Origin of the sequence: Microcoleus sp. bin48.metabat.b7b8b9.023 (assembly GCF_013299185.1) — a bacterium.
Classification (GTDB): Bacteria; Cyanobacteriota; Cyanobacteriia; order Cyanobacteriales; family Microcoleaceae; genus Microcoleus.
Window position 1 is genome coordinate 19377 of sequence record NZ_JAAFKG010000063.1, and the last position, 25733, is coordinate 45109.

The window sequence follows — 25733 nt, forward strand, 5'->3', positions numbered from 1 at the left end:
AGTTGGCAGTTGACAGTTGTTATCAGTCACAATTTAAGAATCATGAGTCATATCGTTTCCGGTTGCATCGGAATGATTTAACCGCAGAGAACACAGAGAACACAGAGGGAGATAAGAGAGATGAATACAGGACGATGAAGAGCGGATTTGATATCATAAGTCAATAATCATTTATGCCTTTAGGAAATGTCTGCCAACCAGGAAGTCATTAGTCAGTTGGCAGTTATTAGTTGGCAATTGGCCGTTGCGATCGGTCATGATTTAAGAATCATGAGTCATATCGTTTCCGGTTGCATCGGAATGATTTAACCGCAGAGAACACAGAGAACACAGAGGGAGATAAGAGAGATGAATACAGGACGATGAAAAGCGGATTTGATATGATAAGTCAATAATCATTTATGCCTTTAGGATAAGTGTTTTATTCATTAGGTAGTCAATCATTCATTATTAGTTCGTCATTTAATTAAAACCATGCAAATTTACCTCGACTATAGCGCTACAACGCCGACACGCCCAGAAGCAATTGATGCTATGCAAAAAGCTCTGACTCTACAGTGGGGAAATCCTTCTAGCTTGCACGAGTGGGGACAAAGGGCGGCGACTGCTTTAGAATTAGCCAGAATGCAAGTTGCTGGGCTGATTAACGCGCTACCGGAATCGATGATTTTTACTTCGGGCGGCACTGAAGCGGATAATTTAGCAATTATGGGAGTTGCGCGTCTTTATACAAAGCCGCAGCATATCATTATTTCTAGTGTTGAGCATTCTGCCGTGTCAGAACCGGTGCGACAACTCGAAGAATTGGGATGGGAAGTAACGCGATTACCAGTAGATAAATATGGGCGAATTCATCCTTTGGATTTGCAAGAATCGCTGCGATCGCACACAGTGCTAATTTCCATCATCTACGGACAAAGCGAAGTTGGTACACTGCAACCCATAGAAGCATTATCGCAAATTGCGCGCGATCGCAATATCCTGTTCCATACCGATGCGGTTCAAGTTGCCGGTAAATTGCCGATTGACGTGCAAAAACTGCCCGTAGACTTGCTTTCGCTTTCGAGTCACAAACTTTACGGGCCGCAAGGTGCAGGGGCGCTGTACGTGCGTCCAGGACTAGAATTGGTGCCAATGTTGGGCGGGGGCGGACAAGAGTTGAAACTGCGTTCAGGGACGCAAGCACTGCCCGCTATCGTCGGTTTTGGAGTGGCGGCGGAGTTGGCTGTGCAGGAAATGGATGTGGAAACGCCGAGATTGATTGGATTGCGCGATCGACTTTTTGATGGATTAGCTGACATACCCAGTTTAGTCCCAACGGGCGATCGATATTACCGACTGCCGCACCACACCAGTTTTTGCATTGTCTCCCCATCCTGTCGCCCTTATCAAAAGAGAGACACAGAGAGAATTACAGGCAAAACTCTCGTGAGACAGCTAAATTTAGCCGGAATTGGCATTAGTTCCGGTGCGGCTTGTAGCAGCGGCAAACTAACGCCCAGTCCGATATTATTGGCAATGGGATATGACTCCATCGGCGCGGTTGGTGGAATTCGCTTGACACTCGGACGCGAAACAACCGAAGCTGATATTGATTGGACGGTAATTGCGATCGCACAAATCTTAGATAGATTAATTCCCAAGGTAGCATTGTGTAGGAATTAGAAAACTGGGCGGTGGAAGATTGGGCGGTTGGAAACCCGGCGGTGGAAGATTGGGCGGTTGGAAACCCGGCGGTTGAAGATTGGGCGGTTGGAAACCGGGCGGAAACCGGGCGGTTGGAAATTGGGCGGTTGGAAACCCGGCGGTTGGAAATTGGGCGGTTGGAAACCCGGCGGTTGGAAACCCGGCGGTTGGAAACCCGGCGGTTGGAAACCCGGCGGTTGGAAACCCGGCGGTTGGAAACCCGGCGGTTGGAAACCCGGCGGTTGGAAACCCGGCGGTTGGAAACCGCGTCTACACAGACAAAACCCGCCTCCGCGGGTTGAAGAAAAGGCGGTGAAATTACGTTATCTTCTTTAGTCCGCGGAGGCGGACATCGTTTGTGTAGATGCGGTTTCCAACCGCCGTAATTTGGTTTTTACCGATATCTTCGCCTCCCATCAAATATCCTCATAAAAACCCGGTTTATGGCCACCCACGGACAATTCAAGAAACATTTCTAGCCCCAAAACCCCCAACCATGATAAAATAAATCCGATATTATTCACAACTCCCCAATAATGGAAGAAAGCCGCGCCCAAGCCTACCTAGAACTAATTCACACCCTGCTGAATTGCCCCAACGGCGAAGAACCCCAGATATTACAAGATAACTTAGAATTGTTGGATGTCGAATTTCTGGAAACCTGCGAGTTGGTAGCAGAAAAAATGGCACAGCAAGGAGGACAAAACGGCGCTAATTTCCTCCGAAATCTGATCGACCAGTTAGCACAATTAATCGATATCAACTATGGCGATAACTCCGCAAGTGAAAATCCCCAAGAGTATGCAAACTTTATTCTAGAATTATTGCAAGCAGAAGATGGTAGCAATAGCAATACAGCAGTAATTTACCCGATGCTAGCCGAACGACAACATCTCCTCAATGCTCGTTTTTCCGAGATATTAGAGCAAGTATTGCAGAGGTTAATTGGTGGGGAAAATGCCCAAACTATTGATTCAATTGTCAGCCTCGTTGAAGACTTGACCATTAATATTAGTAATTTTTCCGGTGGGAATAGAGCGAATAATATTGAAATTGCCATTGCCGCTTATCAACTTGTTTTAAATAATCGGCAACCGGGAAGCGAAAAATTTGCTCAAACTCAAAACAACTTAGCTGCTGCCTATATTACCAGAATCAAGGGTTCGCGGGCCGAAAATGTGGAAATGGCGATCGCCCTTTATGGCGCTGCTTTAACAGTCTACACCCTTGAGGCTTTCCCGGAAGATTGGGCAATGACTCAAAATAACCTAGCTGCTGCTTACGCCAACAGAATCAACGGTTCGCGGGCGGATAATCTGGATCGCGCGATCGCATTTTTTGAGGCTGCTTTAACTGTTCGTACCCCTGAACAGTTTCCCGAAGATTGGGCAATGATTCAATATAACCTAGGTAATGCCCATAATGACAGAATCAACGGTTCGCGGGATGAAAATCTCGAAAAGGCGCGATCGTTTTATGAGGCAGCATCAACAGTATATACCCGTGAGGCTTTCCCTGAATATTGGGCAATGATTCAAAAGAAACTGGCTAATGCCTAATGTGAGGCTGCTTTAACAATTTGTCCTCAAGCCCGCCGGGGATTTAAATCCCCGTCTCATAGCGCAAGTCGGTTGAAACCGACTGCATAAAATCCTGAGAATTTTGATTAAAAAATAGATGTTTCAGTCCTCTTTTAGAGGACTTACGCTATGAGACGGGGGTTTTCAACCCCCGGCGGACTCGTGGGTGAGCGTGGGAATTGTGGCGCGGATAATAGCATTGAATTATTGCAGATTTAGCAACGATCGATCGCCCTTGTGGGAAAATTGAAAAAACGGTCGATCGCACTTTTGCACAATCTCAGAAACCGGGTTTTTTCCGATGTCTTCACCTCTCATCCAATATCTTCGCAAAAACCCGGTTTCTCGCCACCACCCACAATCTCAGAAACCGGGTTTTTTCCCAAATCTTCACCTCCCATCAAATATCCTCATAAAAACCCGGTTTCTCGCCACCACCCACAATCTCAGAAACCGGGTTTTTTCCCAAATCTGGGAATTGTCACCACGTCTGTCACAAAAACCCGGTTTCTCGCCACCCAACCAATCATGCTAAAATAAACATCGGTGTCACCCAAAACTCCCCACAATGGAAGAAAACCGCGATCGAGCCTATCTCCAATTAATTCACACCCTGCTGAATTGCCCCAACGGAGACGAACCGCAGATATTACAAGATAACTCAGAATTATTGGATCGCGGATTTCTGGAAACTTGCGAGTCAGTAGCGGCAAAGTTGGCTGCACAAGGAGGCGAAAATGGCGCGAATTTCCTCCGAAATCTGGCCAGTCAGCTAGGGCAATTTATCGATATGAACGATGACGGAGATAGCAATAACTCTGAAGGTGAAAATCCCCAAGAGTATGCCAACTTTATCCTAGAATTATTGCAAGCAGAACAAAGCTATGGCGGTATTGCCGCGGTTTACCCCATCCTCGCCGAACGGCAACATCTCCTCAATGCTCGTTTTGCCGAGATTTTACAGCAAGTAGCTCAGAGGTTACTTGCTGACGAAAATCCAGAAACAATTAGCTCAATTGTTGACCTAATTGAAAATTTGAGTATTCATATTAGTAACTTTTCTCGTGGGAATAGAGCGAATAATATTGAAATTGCCATTACAGGTTATCAAATAGTTTTAAATAATCGGAAACCAGGTAGCGAGGATTGGGCAAGGACTCAAAATAACCTAGGTAGTTCCTACGGTAAGAGAATCAGGGGAAAGACAGCAGAGAATATAGAACAGGAGATAGGTTTTTATGAGGCTGCTTTAACAGTTCATACCCTTGAGGATTTGCCTGAAGATTGGGCAATGACTCAAAATAACCTAGCTGTTGCCTATAAAAACAGAATCAATGGTTCACGGGCGGATAATCTGGAACTGGCGATCGCATTTTATGAGGCGGCTTTAACAGTTTATACCCTTGAGGATTTGCCTGAAGATTGGGCAATGACTCAAAATAACCTAGCTAATGCCTACTTAAACAGAATCAATGGTTCACGGGCGGATAATCTGGAACGGGCGATCGGCTTTTCTAAAGCTGCTTTAACAGTTCGTACCCTTGAGGATTTCCCTAAAGATTGGGCACAGACTCAGAACAATCTAGCTAATGTCTACAGTTACAGAATCAACGGTTCGCGGGCGGATAATCTGGAACTGGCGATCGAGTTTTATGAGGCGGCTTTAACAGTTCGTACCCTTGAGGATTTCCCTGAAAAATGGGCAATGGCTCAACATAACCTAGCTGCTGCCTACAATGACAGAATCAACGGTTCACGGGCGGATAATCTGGAACGGGCGATCGGCTTTTATAACGCTGCTTTAACAGTTCGTAACCGTGAAGATTTCCCTAAAGATTGGGCCGAGACTCAATATAGCCTAGCTATTACCTACGCTAACAGAATCAACGGTTCGCGGGCGGAAAATCTGGAACGGGCGATCGGCTTTTATAACGCTGCTTTAACAGTTCGTACCTTTGAGGATTTCCCGTTCAACAACGTAGAAACCTTAAATAACCTGGGCTGGGCTTATCTGAAAAAACTAGACCACATCAACCTAGAAAAACTAGAAGACACAAACCAAAAATCAGCAACTCTCCAAAGTGCCTACGATACCTTTAAAAATGCCATAACCAGAGCCTCCAAATTACGAGAGTTAGAATCGGGAGATGAAACCAAGCAAAAACACGATTTGCAGTGGGATAGTCTTTACATAGGCATGGTGCAAGTATGCCTCGATCGCCAAAGCAACCAAGAAGCACTCTTATATGCCGAAGCCAACAAAGCCCGCAACCTTGCCGAAGTCATCGCCCAAAAACAGGAAACCCCCCAAGTCCTAAAACCCATTACTTTCACCGAAATTACCCAACTCCTCACCCCAGACACCGCCCTAATTGAGTGGTACATCACTAACGAAGAAATCATCACCTTTGTCCTCACTTACCCCGACGTGCTGACAGTGCATCGCAATCGTCAATGCGATGAATTAATCGACTTAGTTAACGACTACCGCGCCGACTACAAACAAAGCAAAACCCACTGGCAAACCAAACTCTCCGACTATCTCCAGCGTCTTGCCGAAATCCTCCAAATCACCACAATTCTGCCCACAGAAAGTACGCGCTTAATCCTAATTCCCCACTGGTTGCTGCACCTGTTCCCCCTCCACGCCCTACCCCTAACCGACGACGAATTCTTGTTAGATAGATTCACCCAAGGAATTCAATACAGCCCCAGTTGCCAACTCCTCCAACAGATTACAATCCACCCGAATTTTGACCAACTCCTCGCCCTGCAAAACCCCACCTCGGATCTTCCCTACACCGAGTTGGAAGTCGCCAGCATCGCCCCCAAATTCGCCATCAGTCAAATTCTCCCCGGCTCGGAAGCGAGTAAAACTAATCTTTTGGAACAGTATTTAGAGCAGTTAGAAAATGCTCATTGCGCGCATTTTTCCTGTCACGGTTCGTTTAATGCTGACGATCCGCTGAAGTCGTTTTTGATTTTGTCAGGGGGTATCATCGCCGAAGAGGGCGGGCACGGGGGCACCGCCCCTACAAGCATCGCCGATGATCCCGTAGGGGTAGTGCCCCCGTGCCTACCCCCTGAGCGTTATGTGGAATGGCGCGCAGGCAAAACAGCGGATATTGACAAATGCCTGACTTTAGCTGAAATTTTCGGACTGCGATTCAAACAGTGCCGCCTAGTCGTACTTTCCGCCTGCGAAACCGCGCTAATTGATACGCAGAATCGCTCCGATTATATTGGATTACCGACAGGATTTCTCTACGCGGGAGCAATGGGAACTTTGGCCAGTCTTTGGGCCGTCAATGACCTCTCGACGGCCTTGATGATGGTAAAATTCTATGAGGTACTAAAACCTGGAGTTAGCATTGGTCAAGCGCTCCATGATACCCAGCGCTGGTTTAAGTCCGCCACTGCTTCAGATTTGCTAGAATGGGTGAAAGGTTCGGATAGTTTCGATGGAGAGCAAAAAGAAGATGTTACAGAATATCTGGGACGTTACAAACCGACCGTAAAACCCTACGGCGATGTTTATCATTGGGGAGCGTTTTGTGCGATCGGTTTATAATCAAACACGGTTCATTTAGTACAAATATTGTAGGGGCGGGTTCACCAACAATCTCTGATGAAAACCAAAGATTTCATAAACCCGCCCCGGCCTATGATATAACACACAATCTATCTGTACAATAGAATTGCGATCTAAATTTTTCGGTGGGTGAGGGCGGGTTTTTATAATCCATCGACGAGTGTCAAATATTTCGGTGAACCCGCCCCTACAGCACTTGGTATTATCATACAATCGTGAATGAACAGGGTACAATTCAAAGAAAGATTTAATTCGATCCATGAAAACAGATAGCCTATTTTACAGCATCTTCCAAGAATTCCCGTTTATTTTCTTTGCCCTGCTGGGTATACCTGCCGATGCTACAAACCAATACCAATTCACATCCCAAGAAGTTAAACAATTAGCCTTTCGCCTAGATGGTTTGTTTCTGCCAATTGTCGCAGATCCCCAACTACCATTCTACATTGTCGAAGTCCAATTTCAACCAGACCCAAATCTCTACTATCGTCTATTTGCCGAACTATTCATCTATCTCAAACAATACCAACCGCCGCATCCTTGGCAATTGGTAGTCATTTACCCAAATCGGCAAACAGAAAGAGAATGTGACATCCACTTTCAGGAAATGCTGGCACTCCCAAAAATCACCCGCATTTACCTGGATGAACTTACCGAACCAGAAACAGCATCTCTACCGATAAAATTACTTAAACTGGTAATCGAACCAGAAAACACGGCCTCGGATTTAGCTATAACTTTAGCCAGACAAGCCGAAACCGAAATATCGAATATCGCAGTCAGAGAGAGCTTCATCAACTTACTAGAAACTATCATTGTTTACAAGTTACCCCAAAAATCCAGAGAGGAAATTGCCGCCATGTTTAATCTCAGTGACTTAAAGAAAACCAGATTCTATCAAGATGTTTTTGCGGAAGGACAAGCTGAAGGACAAGCTGAAGCTAAACAGCGAGAAAAAGCTGTAATCCTCAGAATGTTTAATGTGGGATTAGTTATAGAACAAATTGCTCTATTCTTAGACTTGCCAGTCACTGAAGTAGCAAAGATTATCACCGAAGCTCAACAAGAACAAGCTGAACAAAATTGATCGAAGTTTGGCGGGGGCGGGTTTACGAGATTATTGGTTTTTGGCAATTACTCTTGGTAAAACTCGCTCCGATACCACTTTACATTGTAAATCCATTTTTGAGGTAAACTTATGATGAAAACCCTGATTTTGTCGGAAATCTATAACGCGATTACCCAATACCCAAATATTCTAACTCCGCCATTTATTGAAGAATTACTCAAGACTGTTTTGCCGATAGCTGAGTCTGATGCTACTGACAAAGCAGTTAAAGCAGCTATTAATCAAGTATATCAAAATTTTCCCGAAGTGGCAGAGCAGATTGCCAATCTGACTCGCAAAAATCTCGACGATGCAGAAGCGGAAGTCACACCGGGCTATGAAACAGTCACTAATAACTATCCCGATATCAAAAAGCTAGAAGCCCACTTGAAAAAACGCATTGAAATAGCCTCAATTCCCCCCGCCCCAAATGCTAAAAATTGACCATCCCCAAGTCTATATCCACAGCTACCAACTCAGTGACAAAAGCAAAACTGATGCTGACTCAATCTGGACTTGGGCAAATAGTATCTGGCAATATTTCAGTCAGGACAAAAGCCTAGTTTTTTCTCAAGCAAACCTCAAGTATCCCCTCACTAAACCCAACAAGTTCACCCATTCAAATCAAATAGATGGTTCGTTGAAATTTTGCCGTATCGATGATAGTGAAGGCATTTTAGCGAGAATTGGTAGCCCAGAAACTGACGAAAACAAAGACTTAGAAGTCATCGCAGCATTAACACAATTCAATGTTAATAATCTGCTGGTTGCTGATAGTCATATAAATTGGCTAGGACAAACTCTTTTGATTACCTACAAATCAGAAACTTATCAGCAGCCAAGTGACAATGACTTTCGCAAAGTCGCAGATGAATGTTTAAAACACCTTTTCCCAGCAGAATCATCTGTGCGTCCACCTTTTTATCGGGCTACTAGGTTATTCGATTCTCCGATGTTTGAGTATAGTTCTCCGAAAAGTCAAGTACAGGTGTTTGTTTATCTGGTTGATGATGATATTGAGGGAAAGTTAGGGAAGATTATTCAACCTTTGTTTGAGCTATTTTATCACCGCCATAAAATCACTAAAGCTTTTCTTGACAGTCGCAGAAATTACGATAAACTTAAGGAACGATATTGGGAGATTGAGCAAACAATCGAAAACTTGGAAGTCAAAATTACTGAAGTAAGTCGAATTGAATTACCAAATGGAGTTGATTCGCCACAAAGTGTTAATATAGATGAATCGTTAAAGTATCTGAAAATCAAGCTCAAGGAGTTACTTCGAGAAAGTTTGAATTATGAAAGAGCTTTGGAATATTTAGAAGATTTTAATAACACGATTAATATTCATGTTTACAATTATCAAGAAAAGTTGTTGCAAATTGGCGATAAATTGCAGATACAAACTGATAATTTGACAACATTCAAGTTTTTTATTGAGAGAAATTGTCGATATTTTCAAGAACAACTTAAGGGCGATTTAGGCTATTTCAAGCATGGCACTGATTTGATTAAGATTGCGGTAGAGTTAGTGGGAGGAATTGTCGATATTGAACAGGCTGAGTGCGATCGCTCTTTAGAAAGAACCATTCAAATACTCGGTACTGGCTTAGGCGCTGGAGGCATTGTGGTGTCTGCTGTCTCTGCTTATGTTCAGACGCCCATAGAGTTCAGGATACCTCAAAAAGGGGATGTACTTCATCCGGCTGTAGCCAGTCTGTTGTGGAGTTTCCTAGCTGTGGTAATCGTGGCGGGAGTTGTGGGTTTGCTGAATGGAACATGGAAAATTAATGGTAGATTGAGATTGTTTCGTCGTAAATCTGTTGCACAATTACCAGATTCCCAAAGTCAACCAGTTAATCATATCTTGCAGCAAACCGAGGAAGTGCGCGATGAGAGACAGGGCGATTGAAAACGTGAATTAGAAACCAGGCGGTTATAAACCCAAAAACCCGGCGGTTATAAACCGCGTCTACACAAACGATGTCCGCCTCCGCGGACTAAGATTAGATATAATAGAAACCCGGCGGTTAGAAACCGCGTCTACACAAACGATGTCCGCCTCCGCGGACTAAGATTAGATATAATAGAAACCCGGCGGTTAGAAACCGCGTCTACACAAACGATGTCCGCCTCCGCGGACTAAGATTAGAGTAAGATAAGAGAGAATTTAGAAGTGTTGAAATCCTCGATCGATCTCCAATCTAAAATCAGGACAAATCCCGCTGCTATCACTCAACCAAATATCGGCACATTCCGTAGTAATTCCGACGATCGCAGCACCATCACCGATTCGTTCCACCAATAACTTAGCACGGTCGATCGGCAAAAACAGCACCAACTCAAAATCTTCACCACCGTACAACGCCCAATCCAGAGCCTTTTGGGCGGATACGATTTCGCTTAAACTATGGGGAATTGGTATTTTTGTGCGATCGACATTTGCACCAACACCGCTAGCCCGACAAACCTGAACAATCGCATCAGCCAAACCATCGCTGCTATCCATTCCAGCAATCGCAATTGGGGAATTAACCCCCCCCGGCCCCCCCTTACTAAGGGGTGGAGAAAGAGAATTTGACTCTTGCTTCCCCCCCTTAGCAAGGGGGGGACTGAGGGGGGGTTCCATCGCACCCGCAGCATCTAAAATTTCCCACAAAATGGGCAAAACATCCAGCCGCGGTTTAGGCTGCTGATGAGCGAGAATTAAAGAAATTCGATCGCCCTTTTCCAGATTTTGCCCAAATTCTGGATTCAACAACAATTCTAATCCCGCGCGGGATGTTCCGTGAAACCCAGTCGCCACAATCCCCCAATTCGATCGCGCATTTGACCGACAGATGGTACGATTTTCCTCAACCTGTCCCAAAGCAGTAATCGCAATTGTCACCACGGGCGATCGCACCACATCCCCACCGGCGATCGGCGTATGATACTCTTGCAAACAAGCCGTCATCCCCCGATAAAACTCTTCCACCCAATCCACAGCCGTATCCGCACTCACAGCCAGGGCTACCGTCACCGCCAAAGGCCTTGCACCCATGGCGGCCAGATCTGACAAATTTGCCGCAGCGGCGCGCCATCCTGCATAATAAGGGCCTGTAGTGCGATCGCTAAAATGCACTCCATCCACCAACATATCCGTCGTCACCGCCAGAGATTGGTTGGGATTTGTCGGAAGTACAGCGCAGTCATCACCCACAATTTCGGCAGGGCAGAATTTTTGTAGTATTCTTAAAAGACCTTGTTCTCCGATATCTTTAATCAACATTAAATTAGTTCAAGCCCGTTAAATATTATTAGGAAACTGACTAAGGTTCGTAGTGTGGACTTTAGTCCGCAACATACTGCGGACTAAAGTCCACACTACGAACGGTTTTTGTGATAGTAATCGACGGGACGTGATATGACAACGACAACTGACAACTGATATCAAATCCGCTAGCATCGTCCTGTATTCATCTCTCTTATCTCTCTCTGTGTTCTCTGCGCTCTCTGCGGTTAAATTATTCCCATAAAACAACCGGAAATTATACGAAAACTAACAACTGTCAACTGTCAACTGTCAACTATCAACTGCTTTACCATTCCTTATTAGAATTCGGCGGCAAGCGCAACCTCGGAAACCTATAAAAAGTATCCCCTTCATCATCCACCTCTAAAATTGCCGAAAAAATCTTAACTTGTCGGTTTAAATACTGCTGAGCAACTTCAGCCTCAACCCTAGCGCTAGCAGCCAATTGAATCAGCGACATCTGACTGTTTTGAGTTTCCAACAACTGATAAAAAGCCTCATCCAACTGTCGCTTTTGCTTGCTTTCATTCAGATTGTTGACAATCAACAATCCTGCGAATCCGCCCAAACCAATTACCAATAAAAATTCTAAAATTGCCATATTAATAGCGTTATAATTGCTAGTTGGAATAACGAATCTCAGTATATCAAAAGAATGATGTTAATTAAATTTCAACTAATCTGATTAACTCTTCCAGCCCGCGGAGGCGGTCTTTGTTCGACAAGAAGCGATTTAAATCGCCGTCTTTGTTTGTCTTTCTTCCAGCCCGCGGAGGCGGTCTTTGTTTGACAAGAAGCGATTTAAATCGCCGTCTTTGTTTGTCTTTCTTCCAGCCCGCGGAGGCGGGCTTTGTTTGACAAGAAGCGATTTAAATCGCCGTCTTTGTTTGCGTGCTGATTAAACTTGAGGTTGAACCAAATTTTCCTTTCCTTTAATCACCTTAGCAGATATAATCTTATCTCCCTGCCTCAGTTTATCCAAAACCTCTTTTCCTTCGATCGTGTAACCAAAAACAGCATAGCGGCCGTCCAACAAATTTAGACCAGCGGGCGTGAGTTCGGGTTCAAACAAGAAAAAGAAAAACTGAGAAGAACCGCTGTCTGGTTCAGCTTCAGCCCGGGCCATCGCCACAGCACCAAAAGCAGAAAAAGGCAAAACAGGTTCGTCGCGATAACGCCCCGCATCTTCTAGAGTAATCCCATAGACAGGTTCCTTGTCCTCTCTAACTAGCACTTCCAGCGGCACATTCCGGTATTTGCCAGTACCTGGGTCAATAAAACCTACTTCCTTGCCTTCGGGATCTCCCGTTTGCAAAACGTAGGATTCTTCCGATCGAATAAATGGTAAACCATCATAGAAACCCCGATCGACCAAATCCACAAAATTACCAGCAGTCACAGGCGCGCTGTAACCATCAACCACAACAGTAATTGTCCCCTTATCCGTTTCCACCGCCACAGTAGCGCGGCCTTTCAGTTGAGGCAGATTAGCATACTTAGCAGGCACTTCAAACGGAAACCCAGTCACCATCAACTCTTCGATTTCGCCTACCGAACCGAGGATTTTCGCCTTCAAGTCAATAACTTTTTCCCTGTCTTTAGTCTCAACAGCCTTTTCCAGTTCAGCAATTCCCTCCTTGACTTGTGCAACTAGCGCCTCAGCTTCCGGCTGTTTCGCCTCAGGAATACTCTTTAAAATGTCGGACTCCCGAATGCTGAGAATCCTCGAAGCCTTGCTGACATCGCTGCTAATGGGCCCCCAACGCTTAGAACGGATGTGGTTGCCAATGTCTTCCAGGCTGACTTGCAACTCACGCACAGTCTGATTGTCAATAGGTAGCGCGAAACGCAGCAGCGCCCGCCCATCCGTAACCGGATTCCCCGCAGGCATACTGCTGCTGGGGCGTTTCGCATAGGAAACTGCACTGAAACTCAGGGAGAGTGCGAACAGCAGGATTGCTAAAGCGGCGGTCTTCACCCAGCGCTTGCACGTATCGATCGAGAAATTAGGCCAATGCAACATATCTTTAACTTTTATTGCCTCTATTATCTTCCCACAGCGCGCGATCGCCTTCTCTCCATTACATCCGTTGCCCAACTTGTCCAACAGACAGAGGTTTTTCGCTTGGAGTACAGCACTTGCTCCCTTTGAAAGGTAAAATAAATTGCCAATTGCTTTTTGATGCCGTCAGCTAGACTGCGGCTTTAAGCTGACCCCGCTCAAAAACGGATACAATCCCCAGACTCCTGTCGTGGAGAGATCGAAATTTTAGAGCAAGGTTCAATCTCCCAGATTCAAAGCTGCGAGTGAATCTCAAATCTAAAATCTCAAATCTAAAATCGACTGACTATAGTTCCCCCGTGCCCAATGGCGACGGGATTGCCCGCAAAAATTTATATGCTCTCCAGTAACGACTTTCGACCAGGTGTTTCAATTGAATGGAATAACGGCGTGTGGCGGGTTATCGAATTCCTCCACGTCAAGCCCGGAAAGGGTTCCGCCTTTGTGCGGACAAAATTAAAAAACGTCCAAACCGGCAGCGTAGTGGAACACACATTCCGAGCTGGCGAATCTTTGCCTCAAGCCAACCTCGAAAAGAGCGCGATGCAGCATACCTATAAAGAAGGCGACCAGTTTGTCTTTATGGATATGGAAACTTACGAGGAAAGCCGCCTCACAGCCAAGGAAATAGGCGAGCGTGTCAAGTACCTGAATGAAGGTATGGAAGTCAGTATCCTTCGCTGGAACGACCAAATCATGGAAGTGGAATTACCCAATTCTGTCGTCTTGGAAGTGACACAAACCGATCCCGGAGTCAAAGGAGATACTGCCACCGGTGGCAGTAAACCGGCCATCCTTTCCACCGGAGCTCAGATTATGGTTCCTCTATTTATTTCGATAGGAGAACGCATTCGGATTGATACTCGTGAAGACAAGTACCTCGGCCGAGAGTAGAAACGACGGAGGAAAAGGGAGTTTTTAGTTTTTAGTTTTTAGTTGTGAGTTATTAGTTAAAGAGCTAAAAAATCATCGCTCATCGCTCAAAGATTAAAAACTATCCCTTTGTCTCCAAAATCGGTGAAGTTTCCTAGCTTCGCCGCATTCCAATTTTTCAATTTTAAATTCTTAATTACCCTTGAATCTACTGTGCAATTAGACTTAAACCAGCTTTGCGAACTGCTGACTGTTTTAGACAAAACAGGCATTTCGGAACTGACATTAAAAAGTGGGGAGCTTGAACTGACTGTACGCAAAGGCATTATTGCCAGCGAACCAGCCATGACTGCTGCACTCCCAGTTACTGCGGCAAGTGTCGCTCCGACGATCGCCCTGGGCCCTGTTTCTAGCCCCACTGCCACCCCACCGGATGCTGCTAGTCAAAATGCAGCAGCGACTCCGGCCATGGCTGCACCAGCCCCTGCTGTCGCAGCTCCTGCTGCCGTCTCTGCTCCCGTCGATACCAAATGGGTGTCAATTATCTCGCCCATGGTAGGAACGTTTTATCGCGCTGCTGCTCCCGATGAGCCACCTTTTGTCAATGTGGGCGATCGCATCAAAGTCAGCCAGACAGTCTGTATTATCGAAGCAATGAAGCTGATGAACGAGATTGATGCTGATGAAGTGTCCGGTCAAGTCATGGAAATATTAGTGCAAAATGGCGAACCTGTCGAATACGGTCAAATTTTAATGCGAATTAATCCGGATTGAAGCATTACTTTATTGTTATGGACAGAATAAATGCTAATATTTCGAGATCACTTCTCCCCGGTGAGTTTGATGAAGTCATCCCAGCCTGTCCCGCAAGAGGTTGTGCAACAAGTTGCTGAGTATTTCAGTATTCTGAGCGAGCCAATGCGTTTACGAATTTTGAACTTGCTTCGCGACGGCGAAAAATGCGTGCAAGAGTTGGTGGAAGCTACTCAAACGAGTCAAGCCAATGTTTCTAAGCACCTAAAACTTATGCTCCAAGCTGGTATCCTCACTCGCCGCAGTGAAGGAACATCAGCCTATTATAAGGTGCAAGACGAGTTAATTTTTGAGCTATGTACTATGGTGTGCGATCGGCTTGCCACTCGGATCGAACAGCAAGCCCTCCACTTTCGGGCATTTAGCCTGACTACCAAGCACTGAAAATTAGTCATTAGTCAGCAATCATTAGTCAGCAGTCATTAGTAATCAGTTCCCAGTCAACAGTTATCTCAAATCCGGTAACTACGGAATTCTACCCTGCAAGCGAGCGGGACGTTTGGCTCCGCGATCCGAAGCGAGCGACACGCTCGAATTGCACTCCGAAAATTATTATTCCGATGCAAATGTTAACGATATCATCAGCAATCAGTTATCAGCTATCAATCCCTATTTTCTGCATTCAGACTAATAACTTCTAACTAATGACTAATAACTCCCAACTCCTAACTAATAACTAATAACTCCTAACTCCTAACTCCTAACTAATGACTAATCAATCAAAAGTTAGTTAAGGGGAAAATTTTTGTCAAAACTTTGGCGGGTACTCGGTTGAGCCACCTCCAAACCTTCGCCTCCCAAAAGTTCCAAAGGCTTACCGTCCACCGAAATCCAAACCTTAGTATTCGGTTTTAAACTGGTAGCTGTATAGATAACTTGCCCTAACCGACTCGTCATTGAACTGCTGCCTCCCCCCGCAGTAAATTCACGCGACAAATCGACATAAACTTCATCATTCTTGACACTCAAACCCCGGAGTTTTGTTCCTTTAGGTATTTCGCTAGAAACAGTTGCATCCTTCGGCCCGGCCAACAAAGTGTTAAAAGCAGCTTGTAAAGTTGCATCAGGCTTATCAGCTTGTTTGACAGCTACTTTCGTAGGAACTGCCTCAAATTTGCCGATCGCATCTTTAACCCAGTACACTTGGACTGTTTGGGCATCAGCCTGCTGCAAAGGCTTCGGCTGTGGCGACTTCGGCGCCAGAGCCTGAGACGCCAGAGGGGTAGGTCTCTGAGCTTGAGGCGTCTGAACCTGCGGCGTCTGAGCCTGTGGCACCTGCACAGCATTTGGAGGAGGTACGGGGATAATTACAGCAGGGGATTGGGCAGGAGTTGGGGATAGCGCCGGAGCGGTTGTCGGAGCTGAAGACTGCGTGTCTGCGGTGGGCGAACGGCTTGCCGTCCACCAAGCAATGCCCCCTCCAGTCACTAAAGCCAACCCGCAAACACCGGCAATGAGTGCTGTTGTGGAGACGTGGCGTACTTCTTGTCCATCTTTCATAATACAAATCCTCGTTAGAGATAAAGCGCTTGACACGGTGAGGAGCTACTCCCGATCGGCTACATTTGTTTTTGCTGAGATTCTGGAACAGGGAACAGCTAAACCAAAACAATCCTGGCATCTTTAACAGCTTAGGAGCTATATTTCATTTTGACACCCTCCCGCTTAAAAACAAGGTATAAGTCTGAAGGCAGAATCTAGAAGGCACTTATGCTATGGTATATCTGAAGTTTACCTGACATTTTATCTAACTTGTAAATACTATAAATTAAGTAATATTTTCCCAAATATCACAATCGGTAACACGTTGAAAATCTTTAATATTTTTAGTGGCAATAATGACTTTACGACCAGGATATTGCTCTTTGAGCAGACACCATTGAGCAGCCAGAATGCAGTCTACATCAATGTTCTCCTTAATTTTATTAGATTGACTCATAGCTCTTGCCTCCGCCCATAGTTCGGCAGCCTTTTCTAGCAAAGCAAAAGTTACTTCTTGAAATTCAATTAAGTCTCTTAGTTCATCTAACTCTTGAATACTTTTGCTTTTGATACGAATCAATTCACGTCTAAGTTCATAATCACAGATATCAGAAGCAATTATATAAACGCCTTTCGATAACAGGCTATAAAACCATTTCGTGCATTGATAAATCTCTGTAGCTAGCTTCTTATCTTCAGACAAATTTTCATCAAGATTTGTTGCCAGCAAAGCAAGAATATTAGAGTCTAGAATTACAATCACTCTACAATTTCCATCCTTTTTCTTCTCCAATACTTTCCATTTGCTCAAGTCGTGAATTTGCCCAATCCATAGCAGATTGGTTTTTCTGAATTTGCATTTCACGAGTAAATATTGGATTATAAGGAGAGTCAATCAAATGTAATTTTTCATTTTGTGTTCGGTCTTCTTCGATTTGCCATAATACTGCTCTAGCAGTGTTTTTTAATCCAACTAAATATGAAAAAACTGACTCGTTCTGATTGGCTCGATCGGGTTTTAGATTAGAATCATTTAAAAAAGCCAATGCTATATTCTTAATGCACTCTATTAAGTGTTGTGGAAAGTAGACAAGATATTCTTCTAAAAGCTCTGATAGTTTCACCATACCCGTGTATAGCGATCGATATTGACGTACTTTATCTGTTTCTTCTTCAAACGCAATCAGCATAAAACCCTGAGCTATGATTAATTCCCTCAAGCCATCCATGTATTTTTCACGATCTTCAATTTCTTTGAAAGTATCACGGGCTAAAAAGTCACTATATTTTGCTTTAAATTCGTTTAAAAGTGGTCTGTATTCAGAGTAATAAATATCCGCTCTTAGACGTATATCTTTTGCTTCTCTAATCCGTTCTAGTACCTCATAAATTTTCAATCCATCAATAAATAGTTCTTCTTTAGGAATCCGCGCTTCATCAGATTTAAACAGCTTTTCTAAGGCGTGTTTGATTAAACTTAGTTCACCAAACATCACCTCCTCACTGTTCGATGGCAATGCTCTAATTAAATTTTCTGTAGTGACTGTCATAGGAAGCCGACTCCATAAATAAAGGCTTTTATGATTTATGAGAGCACATGAGCTACAACTAGCGCGCTCCTTCTATTATCATAAACGATCATCTCGCTAAAACTGTAATTTTTCGCAAACAAAAAGCGCCCCTAGAAATAGGGGCGCTTTCTGTTATCTCAAGCTAAAACTTAGCCATTGATAGAAGGAGCAACCAAAGCCACAGGAGTTGTTTCACCAGCAGCCAAGTCGAGAGGGAAGTTGTGAGCATTGCGCTCGTGCATTACTTCCATACCCAAGTTAGCGCGGTTGATGACATCAGCCCAGGTGTTGATGACGCGACCTTGTGAGTCGATAATCGATTGGTTGAAGTTGAAACCGTTCAAGTTGAATGCCATTGTGGAAATACCCAAAGCGGTAAACCAAATGCCAACTACTGGCCATGCACCTAACAAGAAGTGCAAAGAACGGCTGTTGTTGAAGGAAGCGTATTGGAAAATCAAACGACCGAAGTAGCCGTGGGCTGCAACGATGTTGTAGGTTTCTTCTTCTTGACCGAATTTGTAACCGTAGTTTTGCGATTCGGTTTCGGTTGTTTCACGAACCAAGGAAGATGTTACCAAAGAACCGTGCATGGCGGAGAACAAGCTACCACCGAATACACCGGCAACTCCCAACATGTGGAAGGGGTGCATCAGGATGTTGTGCTCGGCTTGGAACACGATCATGAAGTTGAATGTGCCGGAGATACCCAAGGGCATACCGTCAGAGAAGGAACCTTGACCAATTGGGTAGATCAAGAATACTGCGGTAGCTGCTGCAACTGGTGCAGAGTATGCTACGCAGATCCAAGGACGCATACCTAAACGGTAAGACAGTTCCCATTCACGACCCATGTAGCAGAAAATGCCGATGAGGAAGTGAAAAATTACCAATTGGTAAGGGCCGCCGTTGTACAACCACTCATCCAAGGAAGCAGCTTCCCAGATTGGGTAGAAGTGCAAGCCGATCGCGTTTGAAGAAGGAACAACAGCACCGGAGATGATGTTGTTACCGAGCATCAAGGAACCAGCAACTGGTTCGCGGATGCCGTCGATGTCCACTGGAGGAGCAGCGATGAAGGCGATTACGTAGCAGATTGTTGCAGTTAGCAAGGTAGGAATCATCAAGACGCCGAACCAACCCACATAAATGCGGTTGTCGGTGCTGGTGACCCAGTTGCAAAACTGCGACCACAGGTTGGCGCTTTCGCGCTGCTGTAAGGTTGCTGTCATGGTTTTATGATTGCTTTATTTGGTTTTCAATGTTCGTGACGGCTTTGTGTTCCGCCATGTAAATAAACATAAAGCTTTTATTTCGGTTTGTAAAGGGGTATTAAGCACAGTTTTTGTTATAAGTGTCATAAGTATAACTAATGTATATCCGTAAAGCTTACTATACAAGGGTTTAAAGGCTGAGAGCGGAATGGGATGGCGATCGCACCAAGAAAAAAATGCTCATAATTTAGCTGATAACGAGATTCGGGACTGGCCTGAGTGTTAAGATAAATGAAGGAGCGCGATCGCCAACCGCAAAACTCCCAGTGAGACATATATGTTATTGCGTAAGTCCGATCGATAAAAATCCCAAGGAATGTCCCGCACTGTCACCTACAGCCCTGCCTATACGTTGGTTCCCACCTACGAGTGTTACAATCGCTGCACCTATTGCAACTTTCGGGCCGAACCGCTGCAAAGTCCTTGGCTAACACTCACAGAAGCCGAAAAACAGCTCAAATTGCTGCTTCCTCAAGGTGTAATTGAAATTCTCATCCTCAGCGGCGAGGTACATCCCCAGAGTCAACGGCGCAAAGCCTGGTTTCAGCGGATTTACGATTTGTGCGAACTGGCACTTAGTCTCGGATTTTTACCGCATACTAATGTGGGGCCGCTCAGCTTTGAGGAGATGGCACAGTTAAAACAGGTGAATGTCTCAATGGGGCTGATGGTAGAACAGTTGTCCCCCGATTTGTTACAAACGGTTCACAGACACGCACCGAGTAAAGTGCCGGCGCTGCGGCTCAAACAGTTAGAATGGGCTGGGGAATTGCAGATTCCGTTTACCACTGGTTTGCTGCTGGGAATTGGGGAAACTGAGGCGGATTGGATTGAGACGTTGGAGGCGATCGCCCGGATTCATTCGCGCTACAATCACATTCAAGAAGTTATTTTGCAGCCTCACAGTCCGGGAAACAAGCAAAGTTGGGACGGCGAAGTTTTTGATGCTACAAAAATGCCACAAGTAATTGCGATCGGCCGCAGCATTTTACCATCTGAAATCTGCCTACAAATTCCGCCGAATTTAGTTGCACAGCCCGACTTATTGCTAGCTTGTTTAGAAGCAGGTGCGAGAGATTTAGGAGGAATTGGGCCGCTGGATGAAGTTAATCCCGATTATCCTCATTTGCAACACCAAGCCTTAACAGAAATTTTAGCAGCATCCCGATGGCAGCTCGTGCAGCGTTTGCCTGTTTATCCTAAATACGATAACTGGCTGCCGCAAAAATTGCAAACTGCTGTCAAACAATGGAGAGTTGGTGCCAATATTTATCAAATATGAATTTTACAAAGGTTTGTAGTGAGGATTTTAGTCGGCTGATTTGGATGCGGACTAAAGTCTTCACTACGAACCTTTCTTTGAAAAATAGCATTTTTATCGAACAGTATGTTTGCCGATTAAATGGAGAGTTGGTGCCAATATTTATCAAATATTAATTTTCCCAAGGTTCGTAGTGAGGACTTTAGTCCGCTGATTTGGATGCGGACTAAAGTCCTCACTACGAACCTTTTTTTTTTAAATAGCATTTTTATTGAACAGTATGTTTGCCGATTAAATGGAGAGTTGGTGCCAATATTTCTCAAATATTAATTTTCCCAAGGTTCGTAGTGAGGACTTTAGTCCGCTGATTTGGATGCGGACTAAAGTCTTCACTACGAACCTTTTTTTTTAAAAATAGCATTTTTATTGAACAGTATGTTTGCCGATTAAATGGAGAGTTGGTGCCAATATTTCTCAAATATTAATTTTCCCAAGGTTCGTAGTGAGGACTTTAGTCGGCTGATTTGGATGCGGACTAAAGTCCTCACTACGAACCTTTTTTTTAAAAAATAGCATTTTTATTGAACAGTATGTTTGCCGATTAAATCGATGTTAAATCAAAGAACCGCCGCCATCAATCCAGACTTCAGTACCAGTAATAAAGCTGGAGGCATCGGATACCAGAAATAACATTAATTGAGCGATGTCTTCGCTGGAACCTGCGGTATTATCAGTCAACGGAATCACATCTTTAATACAATCAGGCGGGACTAAGATGCGATCGAGATGGCGCTTAACGGTACTTTTATCGATCGCAGTCAGTACGCCGCCCGGACAGATTGCATTGACTCTGATGTGGCTGGGTGCAAGTTCTAGCGCCAGCATTTTTGCAAAAGCTACTTGGGCTGCTTTGCTACAAGCGTAAGCTGTAGCGCCAACTTTCCTGAAGCTTCTGGTGCCATTAATCGATGATGTAATGACGATGGAACCTCCTTGTTTTTTGAGATAAGGAACAGCATACTTAACTGTCAAAAAAGTTCCTGTGAGGTTGATGTTAATTGTCCGATCCCATTCATTCGGTTCTATCTCTTCTATCGGCGACCAGACACCATTAATCCCCGCATTTGCGAACACAATATCAATTCTTTGATATTCGTCAAAAATTGTTTCAAATGCCTGTTGCATATGCTTAGAATCAGCCACATCTGCGACAATTGCCAACCCGCAACCTCCTTTACTGACCAACTCGCGGACGGTTTCTTGTGCTGTTTCTAAAGTGCGATCGATAATTGCAACTTTTGCGCCTTCCTGGGCCATTAAGATTGCTGCTGCACGTCCAATGCCCGACCCGCCGCCCGTAATTACGGCAACTTTTTCTGCAAGTTTCATAATTTTTTATTTAAATAATTTGGTAGCGCGATCGCCTAAAAGTAAGATTAGAAAGAGAGGACTGAAGTCCTCACTACGAACAGGCTTTAATCAGCAAAAATCAGAAATAGCCAAGTAAAAAATGGTTGGATAGGACGATCGTAGCCGTAAGGTGCGCAGCGCGCACCCTACTTCAGATAGAGGATGCCGTCAATATTAAGGTAATGCTTAGGGCTGAGGAACCCAGACAGAAACTGAACCGGCGTTGCACCTAAAATCAGCCCAACCATCGTCATTAGTTGCGATCGGTTCTTTGATGTGTTCGGTGATGTCAATATAAGTTTGATTTGGATGTCCGACTTCCATAAACTTAGTGCCATCGCCTCCGTTACTGAGTACCACAGCCATAGCGCCCGGATGTTCTTCATCTCCGAGTCGCGTCCAGCCAATGGTGTTCGCGTGGTCAAAGTAATCGTACTGATTCCCGTAGGAATAAGTTTGGCGTGCGAACAACAATTTATCGAGAATTGCTTGATGTTTTTCTAACCAAATCTCGTATTCGCTGCCATCTTTTCCTTTGTCCTTATAGTTAGCGCCGTAATAATCCGGGTAAAAAATACACGGATATCCTTCGCTGCGTAGCAGGATTAAAGCGTAAGCTAAGGGTTTAAACCAAGCCTCGACAACTGATTCAAGAGATTGTAAAGGCTGCGAATCGTGGTTGTCAACCAAAGTAACCGCGAGGGTTGGTTGGTCTTTTACCAGGGTGTTGTCAAAAATGGTACGCAAGTCGTAGCTATTGCCGGCTTTGCTAGCAGCGTGGAAGTTGTAGTGGAGTGGCGCGTCAAATAACGATACTTTACCATCCGTTGCTTGGATGAAGTAGTGCAAAGCTTCCACTTCGTAAGACCAATATTCACCGACGGCAAATAGGTCGCGTTTGGCATAGTTGCGGACGTGTTCCAACCATTCTTGGAAAAATTCTGCTGCTACGTGTTTGACGGCATCGAAGCGAAAGCCGTCAACGTTTGTTGTATCGACATACCACTCGCCCCAGTATTTTAATTCTCCGGTGACTTCTGGGTTGTCCATATCTAAATCGCAACCCATGAGGTAGTCAAAGTTGCCTTTCTCTAAGTCTACTCCGCGATCGAATTCTTTGCCTTTTAGCAGGTAAACGGCATGGGTGTCTGTGTTGTAAACGTTGTAATCAATAGCGTCAAAATGCCACCAATGCCACTCCATGCTGGAATATTTTTTTTCGCGGCCGGGGAAAGTAAAATGCGTCCAAGCTTTGATTTTTTGATATTCGCCTACGGTGTCATTGCGGTTGTCTGGATTGAAGGGTGTGGCTTCGGCTTCTTCTTCGGCATCGGCACCTAATTTGTGGTTGAAGACAACATCGGCATAAATCCGAATTCCTACATCTTGTGCAGCTTTGATCGCGCGCAAATATTCATCTTTTGTGCCGTATTTGGTGCGTACCGATCCTTTTTGGTCGAATTCACCTAAGTCGAATATGTCGTAAACACCGTAACCTACATCCATCCCGCCGCCGGTTCCTTTATAGGCGGGCGGCAACCACAGGGATGTTACACCAATTTTTGCTAAATCTTTTGCAGATTCTGCTAGCTGATTCCACAGGCTGCCATCAGCCGGGTTGTACCAGTGGAAATACTGCATCATGACGCCATTGACTTGAGACATATTAAGTTTCTCCTGTTTTGTAAGGTTGTCAGATATATTTTTGTTCGTTGTCGGTGCGCTCTAAATATGTCTGCAATTTACGGTCAATACTTATCATAAAATGTTGACCTTAATAAAGATATCTATCTGTTGATAGATTGACAATTGAGTGTGTTTTTGCTAATACTGTTTTAATATATAATTCAGTAAAAAATATGTTCTATGATTTGTAAATTTGGGTTCAGAAACTTGCTGAATATTGTTGTTTGCTGTTTGCGTTTGAAGCAACACAATCAAATTGGTTGGCTCGTTTGGACTTGAGTTATATGATTTTTACTGCGGACTGAAGTCCTCACTACTAACCAATTTGATGCGGACTGAAGTCCTCACTACGAACCTAGTAGAGGATTCTTGGATTTGTCGATCGCACAACTATAGCAATCCTAAATCATTTTCAAGATCGGGTAATTCTGAAATCCTTGCTATAAAACAAGTCTAGCAAAACGAGGGTAGTCGTACCTTGAAACTCAGATAGGATTGCTATACCACCTCTTGACTATAAATTATCAAGCTGTTGCAGGTTCTGCGGCTACTCGCTCAATCTTAGTTTCCCAAGTACCATCGATCGCCAATTCGAGCAATCTAAATCCGGGCCCGATGGTGTCGAGGACAATGGGATGGCTTTTGGGTAGCAGTTGGATGCAGGTACTCGGCGTGCCCAAGTAGGACACTAAGCCTCGCTGTTGCTGAAATTCTTGGTGAATGTGGCCGCAAAGGACTATTTTGATTTGAGGGTATCGATCGACAATTGCGAAAAATTCATCGGCATTGTGCAGCATCATGCTGTCCATGATTTCACAGTCGATCGCCAGCGGATGATGGTGCAAAGCAATCGTAACAGGTCGATCGCCCGTTTGTTGCAGTTGAGAGTCCAGCCACTGCAAGCTGTCTGGGGAAAGCCACCCGCCGTCGCATCCTGCTTCCACACTCGAAAGCAGCAGAAACTGCCAGTTTCCCTGCATCCACGATTTTTTTGGGGAAATCGGCGGCTGATTTAAGATTTCTGTCATGACTGGGATGTTGTCGTGGTTTCCCGGTATCCAGTAGGCGGGAATTCCCAGGGGGGCGATGAGGGAAATCAATCGCTGGTAAGATTCGGGTGTTTCGTCTTGAGATAAGTCGCCTGTGAGCAAGAGTAAGTCGGGGGACGGCTGTATCTGTTGCAGGCGATCAAGAACTGCTTGCAGGGTGCGGGTTGTCGAGATTCCTTTCCATTGTCGATCGCACACTGCAAACAAGTGAGTGTCGGTGATTTGGGCGACGAGTAGCGGAGAATTTGGTGTCATGGCTGCTGTTGCGGGTGAAGCGGAGGCGATCGAGCTATTTCTAGATTAGCCTGGGATGCGGTTTTAAGGGCGATCCTCTTCGAGGGCTTCGCTAACGAACTTTGGGCGATGGAAATTTTTGAGAGATATGTTGAAATAATCAGGATTTAGTGTATTATCGTATAACGTCAATTTTCAGACGTAACGGCGGCATAGCCAAGTGGTAAGGCAGAGGTCTGCAAAACCTCCACCCCCAGTTCAAATCTGGGTGCCGCCTTTATTTTTATCTGTTTGGACAAGCTTGAAATGCCTTGTTTGCAGGATTTCTGGGATTGTAACGGAGCGTGTATCGCCCACAATTAACTACAATCAACCACACAAAGTAATGCAGATTTAATGCAAAGCAAAATGCCAGACTAAATCAGGCGAGGTTGAATCAGGCCAATGGAAGAGTAAAGGTGGCGAGGATAGGTGTTCGGATTGAAGAAAGAGGCGATCGCCTTTCCTTTTGAGCTACCTTGCCATCAAAAATTGGTGACAACCGCTTTTTTAGCTAGGGCTTGCTGAAAAAGTCAGAAAACAGCATTTAGTAAAAATGAGTGAATTTGAGATCGTCTTGGTAATATAAACTTTATAAATTTTATGATAGCACAACATAACTTTTACCAATGATTTAAGCCCAAAAACATCGAAAAAGGTTTTTATTATGAAATAGACCGAAAAAAAGCCAAAAAGCCTGCCGTAGCAGGGCAGAAAG

The 25733-nt window shown here is 44.7% G+C and carries 23 protein-coding genes and 1 tRNA gene; 14 read left to right on the top strand and 10 right to left on the bottom strand.

The window, feature by feature from the left end:
- Positions 1-186 precede the first annotated feature (186 nt).
- From QZW82_RS26915 to QZW82_RS26955, 9 genes are all read left to right on the top strand, one after another.
- The gene (locus tag QZW82_RS26915; protein ID WP_293155592.1) at positions 187-309 is read left to right on the top strand and encodes a hypothetical protein; all 123 of its coding nucleotides are present in this window, start codon (positions 187-189) and stop codon (positions 307-309) included.
- Between the two features lie 165 nt (positions 310-474).
- The gene (locus QZW82_RS26920) at positions 475-1665 is read left to right on the top strand and encodes a cysteine desulfurase family protein (protein WP_293155595.1); all 1191 of its coding nucleotides are present in this window, start codon (positions 475-477) and stop codon (positions 1663-1665) included.
- A gap of 27 nt (positions 1666-1692) precedes the next feature.
- Positions 1693-2022 carry a hypothetical protein gene (locus QZW82_RS26925; protein ID WP_293155598.1) on the top strand — a complete coding sequence of 110 codons (330 nt, stop codon included), beginning with the start codon at positions 1693-1695 and terminating at the stop codon, positions 2020-2022.
- 200 nt (positions 2023-2222) lie between these two features.
- The gene (locus QZW82_RS26930) at positions 2223-3245 is read left to right on the top strand and encodes a tetratricopeptide repeat protein (protein ID WP_293155601.1); all 1023 of its coding nucleotides are present in this window, start codon (positions 2223-2225) and stop codon (positions 3243-3245) included.
- A 258-nt stretch (positions 3246-3503) separates the two neighbouring features.
- Positions 3504-3806 (top strand): hypothetical protein, encoded by a 303-nt coding sequence (locus QZW82_RS26935; RefSeq protein ID WP_293155604.1) that lies wholly within the window; start codon positions 3504-3506, stop codon positions 3804-3806.
- Between the two features lie 28 nt (positions 3807-3834).
- Positions 3835-6837 carry a CHAT domain-containing tetratricopeptide repeat protein gene (locus tag QZW82_RS26940; protein ID WP_293155607.1) on the top strand — a complete coding sequence of 1001 codons (3003 nt, stop codon included), beginning with the start codon at positions 3835-3837 and terminating at the stop codon, positions 6835-6837.
- A gap of 280 nt (positions 6838-7117) precedes the next feature.
- A complete protein-coding gene (locus QZW82_RS26945) occupies positions 7118-7945 on the top strand; it encodes an Rpn family recombination-promoting nuclease/putative transposase (RefSeq protein ID WP_293155611.1) in 828 nt (275 codons plus the stop codon).
- A 111-nt stretch (positions 7946-8056) separates the two neighbouring features.
- Positions 8057-8410: a hypothetical protein gene (locus tag QZW82_RS26950; RefSeq protein WP_293155614.1), complete on the top strand. Its 354-nt coding sequence runs from the start codon at positions 8057-8059 to the stop codon at positions 8408-8410.
- Entirely contained in the window at positions 8397-9878 is a 1482-nt protein-coding gene (locus tag QZW82_RS26955) for a hypothetical protein (protein WP_293155617.1), read from the top strand. The genes QZW82_RS26950 and QZW82_RS26955 overlap by 14 nt, the downstream gene beginning before the upstream one ends.
- A 258-nt stretch (positions 9879-10136) precedes the next feature.
- On the opposite strand, the gene thiL is transcribed toward QZW82_RS26955, so the two are convergent.
- The 3 genes from thiL to QZW82_RS26970 form a co-directional block, all read right to left on the bottom strand.
- On the bottom strand, positions 10137-11237 hold the full coding sequence (thiL, locus tag QZW82_RS26960) for a thiamine-phosphate kinase (protein WP_293155620.1): 1101 nt from the start codon (positions 11235-11237) through the stop codon (positions 10137-10139).
- 310 nt (positions 11238-11547) lie between these two features.
- Positions 11548-11862, bottom strand: coding sequence for a hypothetical protein (locus tag QZW82_RS26965; RefSeq protein ID WP_293155623.1), 315 nt, complete (start codon positions 11860-11862; stop codon positions 11548-11550).
- A gap of 297 nt (positions 11863-12159) precedes the next feature.
- A complete protein-coding gene (locus QZW82_RS26970) occupies positions 12160-13284 on the bottom strand; it encodes a peptidylprolyl isomerase (RefSeq protein ID WP_293155626.1) in 1125 nt (374 codons plus the stop codon).
- A gap of 375 nt (positions 13285-13659) precedes the next feature.
- Between QZW82_RS26970 and efp the strand changes: the two genes are divergently transcribed.
- The 3 genes from efp (at position 13660) to QZW82_RS26985 (ending at position 15393) form a co-directional block, all read left to right on the top strand.
- Positions 13660-14217 (top strand): elongation factor P, encoded by a 558-nt coding sequence (gene efp, locus QZW82_RS26975; protein WP_293155631.1) that lies wholly within the window; start codon positions 13660-13662, stop codon positions 14215-14217.
- A 192-nt stretch (positions 14218-14409) separates the two neighbouring features.
- Entirely contained in the window at positions 14410-14970 is a 561-nt protein-coding gene (accB, locus tag QZW82_RS26980) for an acetyl-CoA carboxylase biotin carboxyl carrier protein (protein ID WP_293155634.1), read from the top strand.
- A gap of 30 nt (positions 14971-15000) precedes the next feature.
- Positions 15001-15393 carry a metalloregulator ArsR/SmtB family transcription factor gene (locus QZW82_RS26985; protein WP_293155637.1) on the top strand — a complete coding sequence of 131 codons (393 nt, stop codon included), beginning with the start codon at positions 15001-15003 and terminating at the stop codon, positions 15391-15393.
- A 342-nt stretch (positions 15394-15735) separates the two neighbouring features.
- On the opposite strand, the gene QZW82_RS26990 is transcribed toward QZW82_RS26985, so the two are convergent.
- The 4 genes from QZW82_RS26990 to psbA form a co-directional block, all read right to left on the bottom strand.
- The gene (locus tag QZW82_RS26990) at positions 15736-16509 is read right to left on the bottom strand and encodes a GerMN domain-containing protein (RefSeq protein WP_293155640.1); all 774 of its coding nucleotides are present in this window, start codon (positions 16507-16509) and stop codon (positions 15736-15738) included.
- 268 nt (positions 16510-16777) lie between these two features.
- A complete protein-coding gene (locus tag QZW82_RS26995; RefSeq protein ID WP_293155643.1) occupies positions 16778-17254 on the bottom strand; it encodes a hypothetical protein in 477 nt (158 codons plus the stop codon).
- A gap of 1 nt (position 17255) precedes the next feature.
- Positions 17256-18041, bottom strand: coding sequence for a hypothetical protein (locus QZW82_RS27000; RefSeq protein WP_293155646.1), 786 nt, complete (start codon positions 18039-18041; stop codon positions 17256-17258).
- 170 nt (positions 18042-18211) lie between these two features.
- The gene (psbA, locus tag QZW82_RS27005; protein ID WP_293155649.1) at positions 18212-19294 is read right to left on the bottom strand and encodes a photosystem II q(b) protein; all 1083 of its coding nucleotides are present in this window, start codon (positions 19292-19294) and stop codon (positions 18212-18214) included.
- 358 nt (positions 19295-19652) lie between these two features.
- Here psbA and cofG point away from each other — a divergent pair, with 358 nt between their 5' ends.
- On the top strand, positions 19653-20618 hold the full coding sequence (gene cofG, locus QZW82_RS27010; RefSeq protein ID WP_293155652.1) for a 7,8-didemethyl-8-hydroxy-5-deazariboflavin synthase subunit CofG: 966 nt from the start codon (positions 19653-19655) through the stop codon (positions 20616-20618).
- A gap of 591 nt (positions 20619-21209) precedes the next feature.
- Here cofG and QZW82_RS27015 read toward each other — a convergent pair.
- The 3 genes from QZW82_RS27015 to cpdA form a co-directional block, all read right to left on the bottom strand.
- Positions 21210-21986: an SDR family NAD(P)-dependent oxidoreductase gene (locus QZW82_RS27015; RefSeq protein WP_293155655.1), complete on the bottom strand. Its 777-nt coding sequence runs from the start codon at positions 21984-21986 to the stop codon at positions 21210-21212.
- Between the two features lie 207 nt (positions 21987-22193).
- On the bottom strand, positions 22194-23672 hold the full coding sequence (locus tag QZW82_RS27020; protein WP_293155658.1) for an alpha-amylase: 1479 nt from the start codon (positions 23670-23672) through the stop codon (positions 22194-22196).
- Between the two features lie 545 nt (positions 23673-24217).
- Positions 24218-24997 (bottom strand): 3',5'-cyclic-AMP phosphodiesterase, encoded by a 780-nt coding sequence (gene cpdA / locus QZW82_RS27025; RefSeq protein ID WP_293155660.1) that lies wholly within the window; start codon positions 24995-24997, stop codon positions 24218-24220.
- A gap of 185 nt (positions 24998-25182) precedes the next feature.
- Between cpdA and QZW82_RS27030 the strand changes: the two genes are divergently transcribed.
- Positions 25183-25253 (top strand) — tRNA-Cys (locus QZW82_RS27030).
- Positions 25254-25733 lie beyond the last annotated feature (480 nt).

What these genes read in the sequence shown, in the direction of transcription:
- QZW82_RS26915 (WP_293155592.1), top strand. Translation starts at nt 187, where the DNA reads ATGTCTGCCAACCAGGAAGTCATTAGTCAGTTGGCAGTTATTAGTTGG.
- QZW82_RS26920 (WP_293155595.1), top strand. Translation starts at nt 475, where the DNA reads ATGCAAATTTACCTCGACTATAGCGCTACAACGCCGACACGCCCAGAA.
- QZW82_RS26930 (WP_293155601.1), top strand. Translation starts at nt 2,223, where the DNA reads ATGGAAGAAAGCCGCGCCCAAGCCTACCTAGAACTAATTCACACCCTG.
- QZW82_RS26940 (WP_293155607.1), top strand. Translation starts at nt 3,835, where the DNA reads ATGGAAGAAAACCGCGATCGAGCCTATCTCCAATTAATTCACACCCTG.
- QZW82_RS26945 (WP_293155611.1), top strand. Translation starts at nt 7,118, where the DNA reads ATGAAAACAGATAGCCTATTTTACAGCATCTTCCAAGAATTCCCGTTT.
- QZW82_RS26950 (WP_293155614.1), top strand. Translation starts at nt 8,057, where the DNA reads ATGATGAAAACCCTGATTTTGTCGGAAATCTATAACGCGATTACCCAA.
- QZW82_RS26955 (WP_293155617.1), top strand. Translation starts at nt 8,397, where the DNA reads ATGCTAAAAATTGACCATCCCCAAGTCTATATCCACAGCTACCAACTC.
- thiL (WP_293155620.1), bottom strand. Translation starts at nt 11,237, where the DNA reads ATGTTGATTAAAGATATCGGAGAACAAGGTCTTTTAAGAATACTACAA.
- QZW82_RS26965 (WP_293155623.1), bottom strand. Translation starts at nt 11,862, where the DNA reads ATGGCAATTTTAGAATTTTTATTGGTAATTGGTTTGGGCGGATTCGCA.
- QZW82_RS26970 (WP_293155626.1), bottom strand. Translation starts at nt 13,284, where the DNA reads ATGTTGCATTGGCCTAATTTCTCGATCGATACGTGCAAGCGCTGGGTG.
- efp (WP_293155631.1), top strand. Translation starts at nt 13,660, where the DNA reads ATGCTCTCCAGTAACGACTTTCGACCAGGTGTTTCAATTGAATGGAAT.
- QZW82_RS26985 (WP_293155637.1), top strand. Translation starts at nt 15,001, where the DNA reads ATGCTAATATTTCGAGATCACTTCTCCCCGGTGAGTTTGATGAAGTCA.
- QZW82_RS26990 (WP_293155640.1), bottom strand. Translation starts at nt 16,509, where the DNA reads ATGAAAGATGGACAAGAAGTACGCCACGTCTCCACAACAGCACTCATT.
- QZW82_RS27000 (WP_293155646.1), bottom strand. Translation starts at nt 18,041, where the DNA reads ATGACAGTCACTACAGAAAATTTAATTAGAGCATTGCCATCGAACAGT.
- psbA (WP_293155649.1), bottom strand. Translation starts at nt 19,294, where the DNA reads ATGACAGCAACCTTACAGCAGCGCGAAAGCGCCAACCTGTGGTCGCAG.
- cofG (WP_293155652.1), top strand. Translation starts at nt 19,653, where the DNA reads ATGTCCCGCACTGTCACCTACAGCCCTGCCTATACGTTGGTTCCCACC.
- QZW82_RS27015 (WP_293155655.1), bottom strand. Translation starts at nt 21,986, where the DNA reads ATGAAACTTGCAGAAAAAGTTGCCGTAATTACGGGCGGCGGGTCGGGC.
- QZW82_RS27020 (WP_293155658.1), bottom strand. Translation starts at nt 23,672, where the DNA reads ATGTCTCAAGTCAATGGCGTCATGATGCAGTATTTCCACTGGTACAAC.
- cpdA (WP_293155660.1), bottom strand. Translation starts at nt 24,997, where the DNA reads ATGACACCAAATTCTCCGCTACTCGTCGCCCAAATCACCGACACTCAC.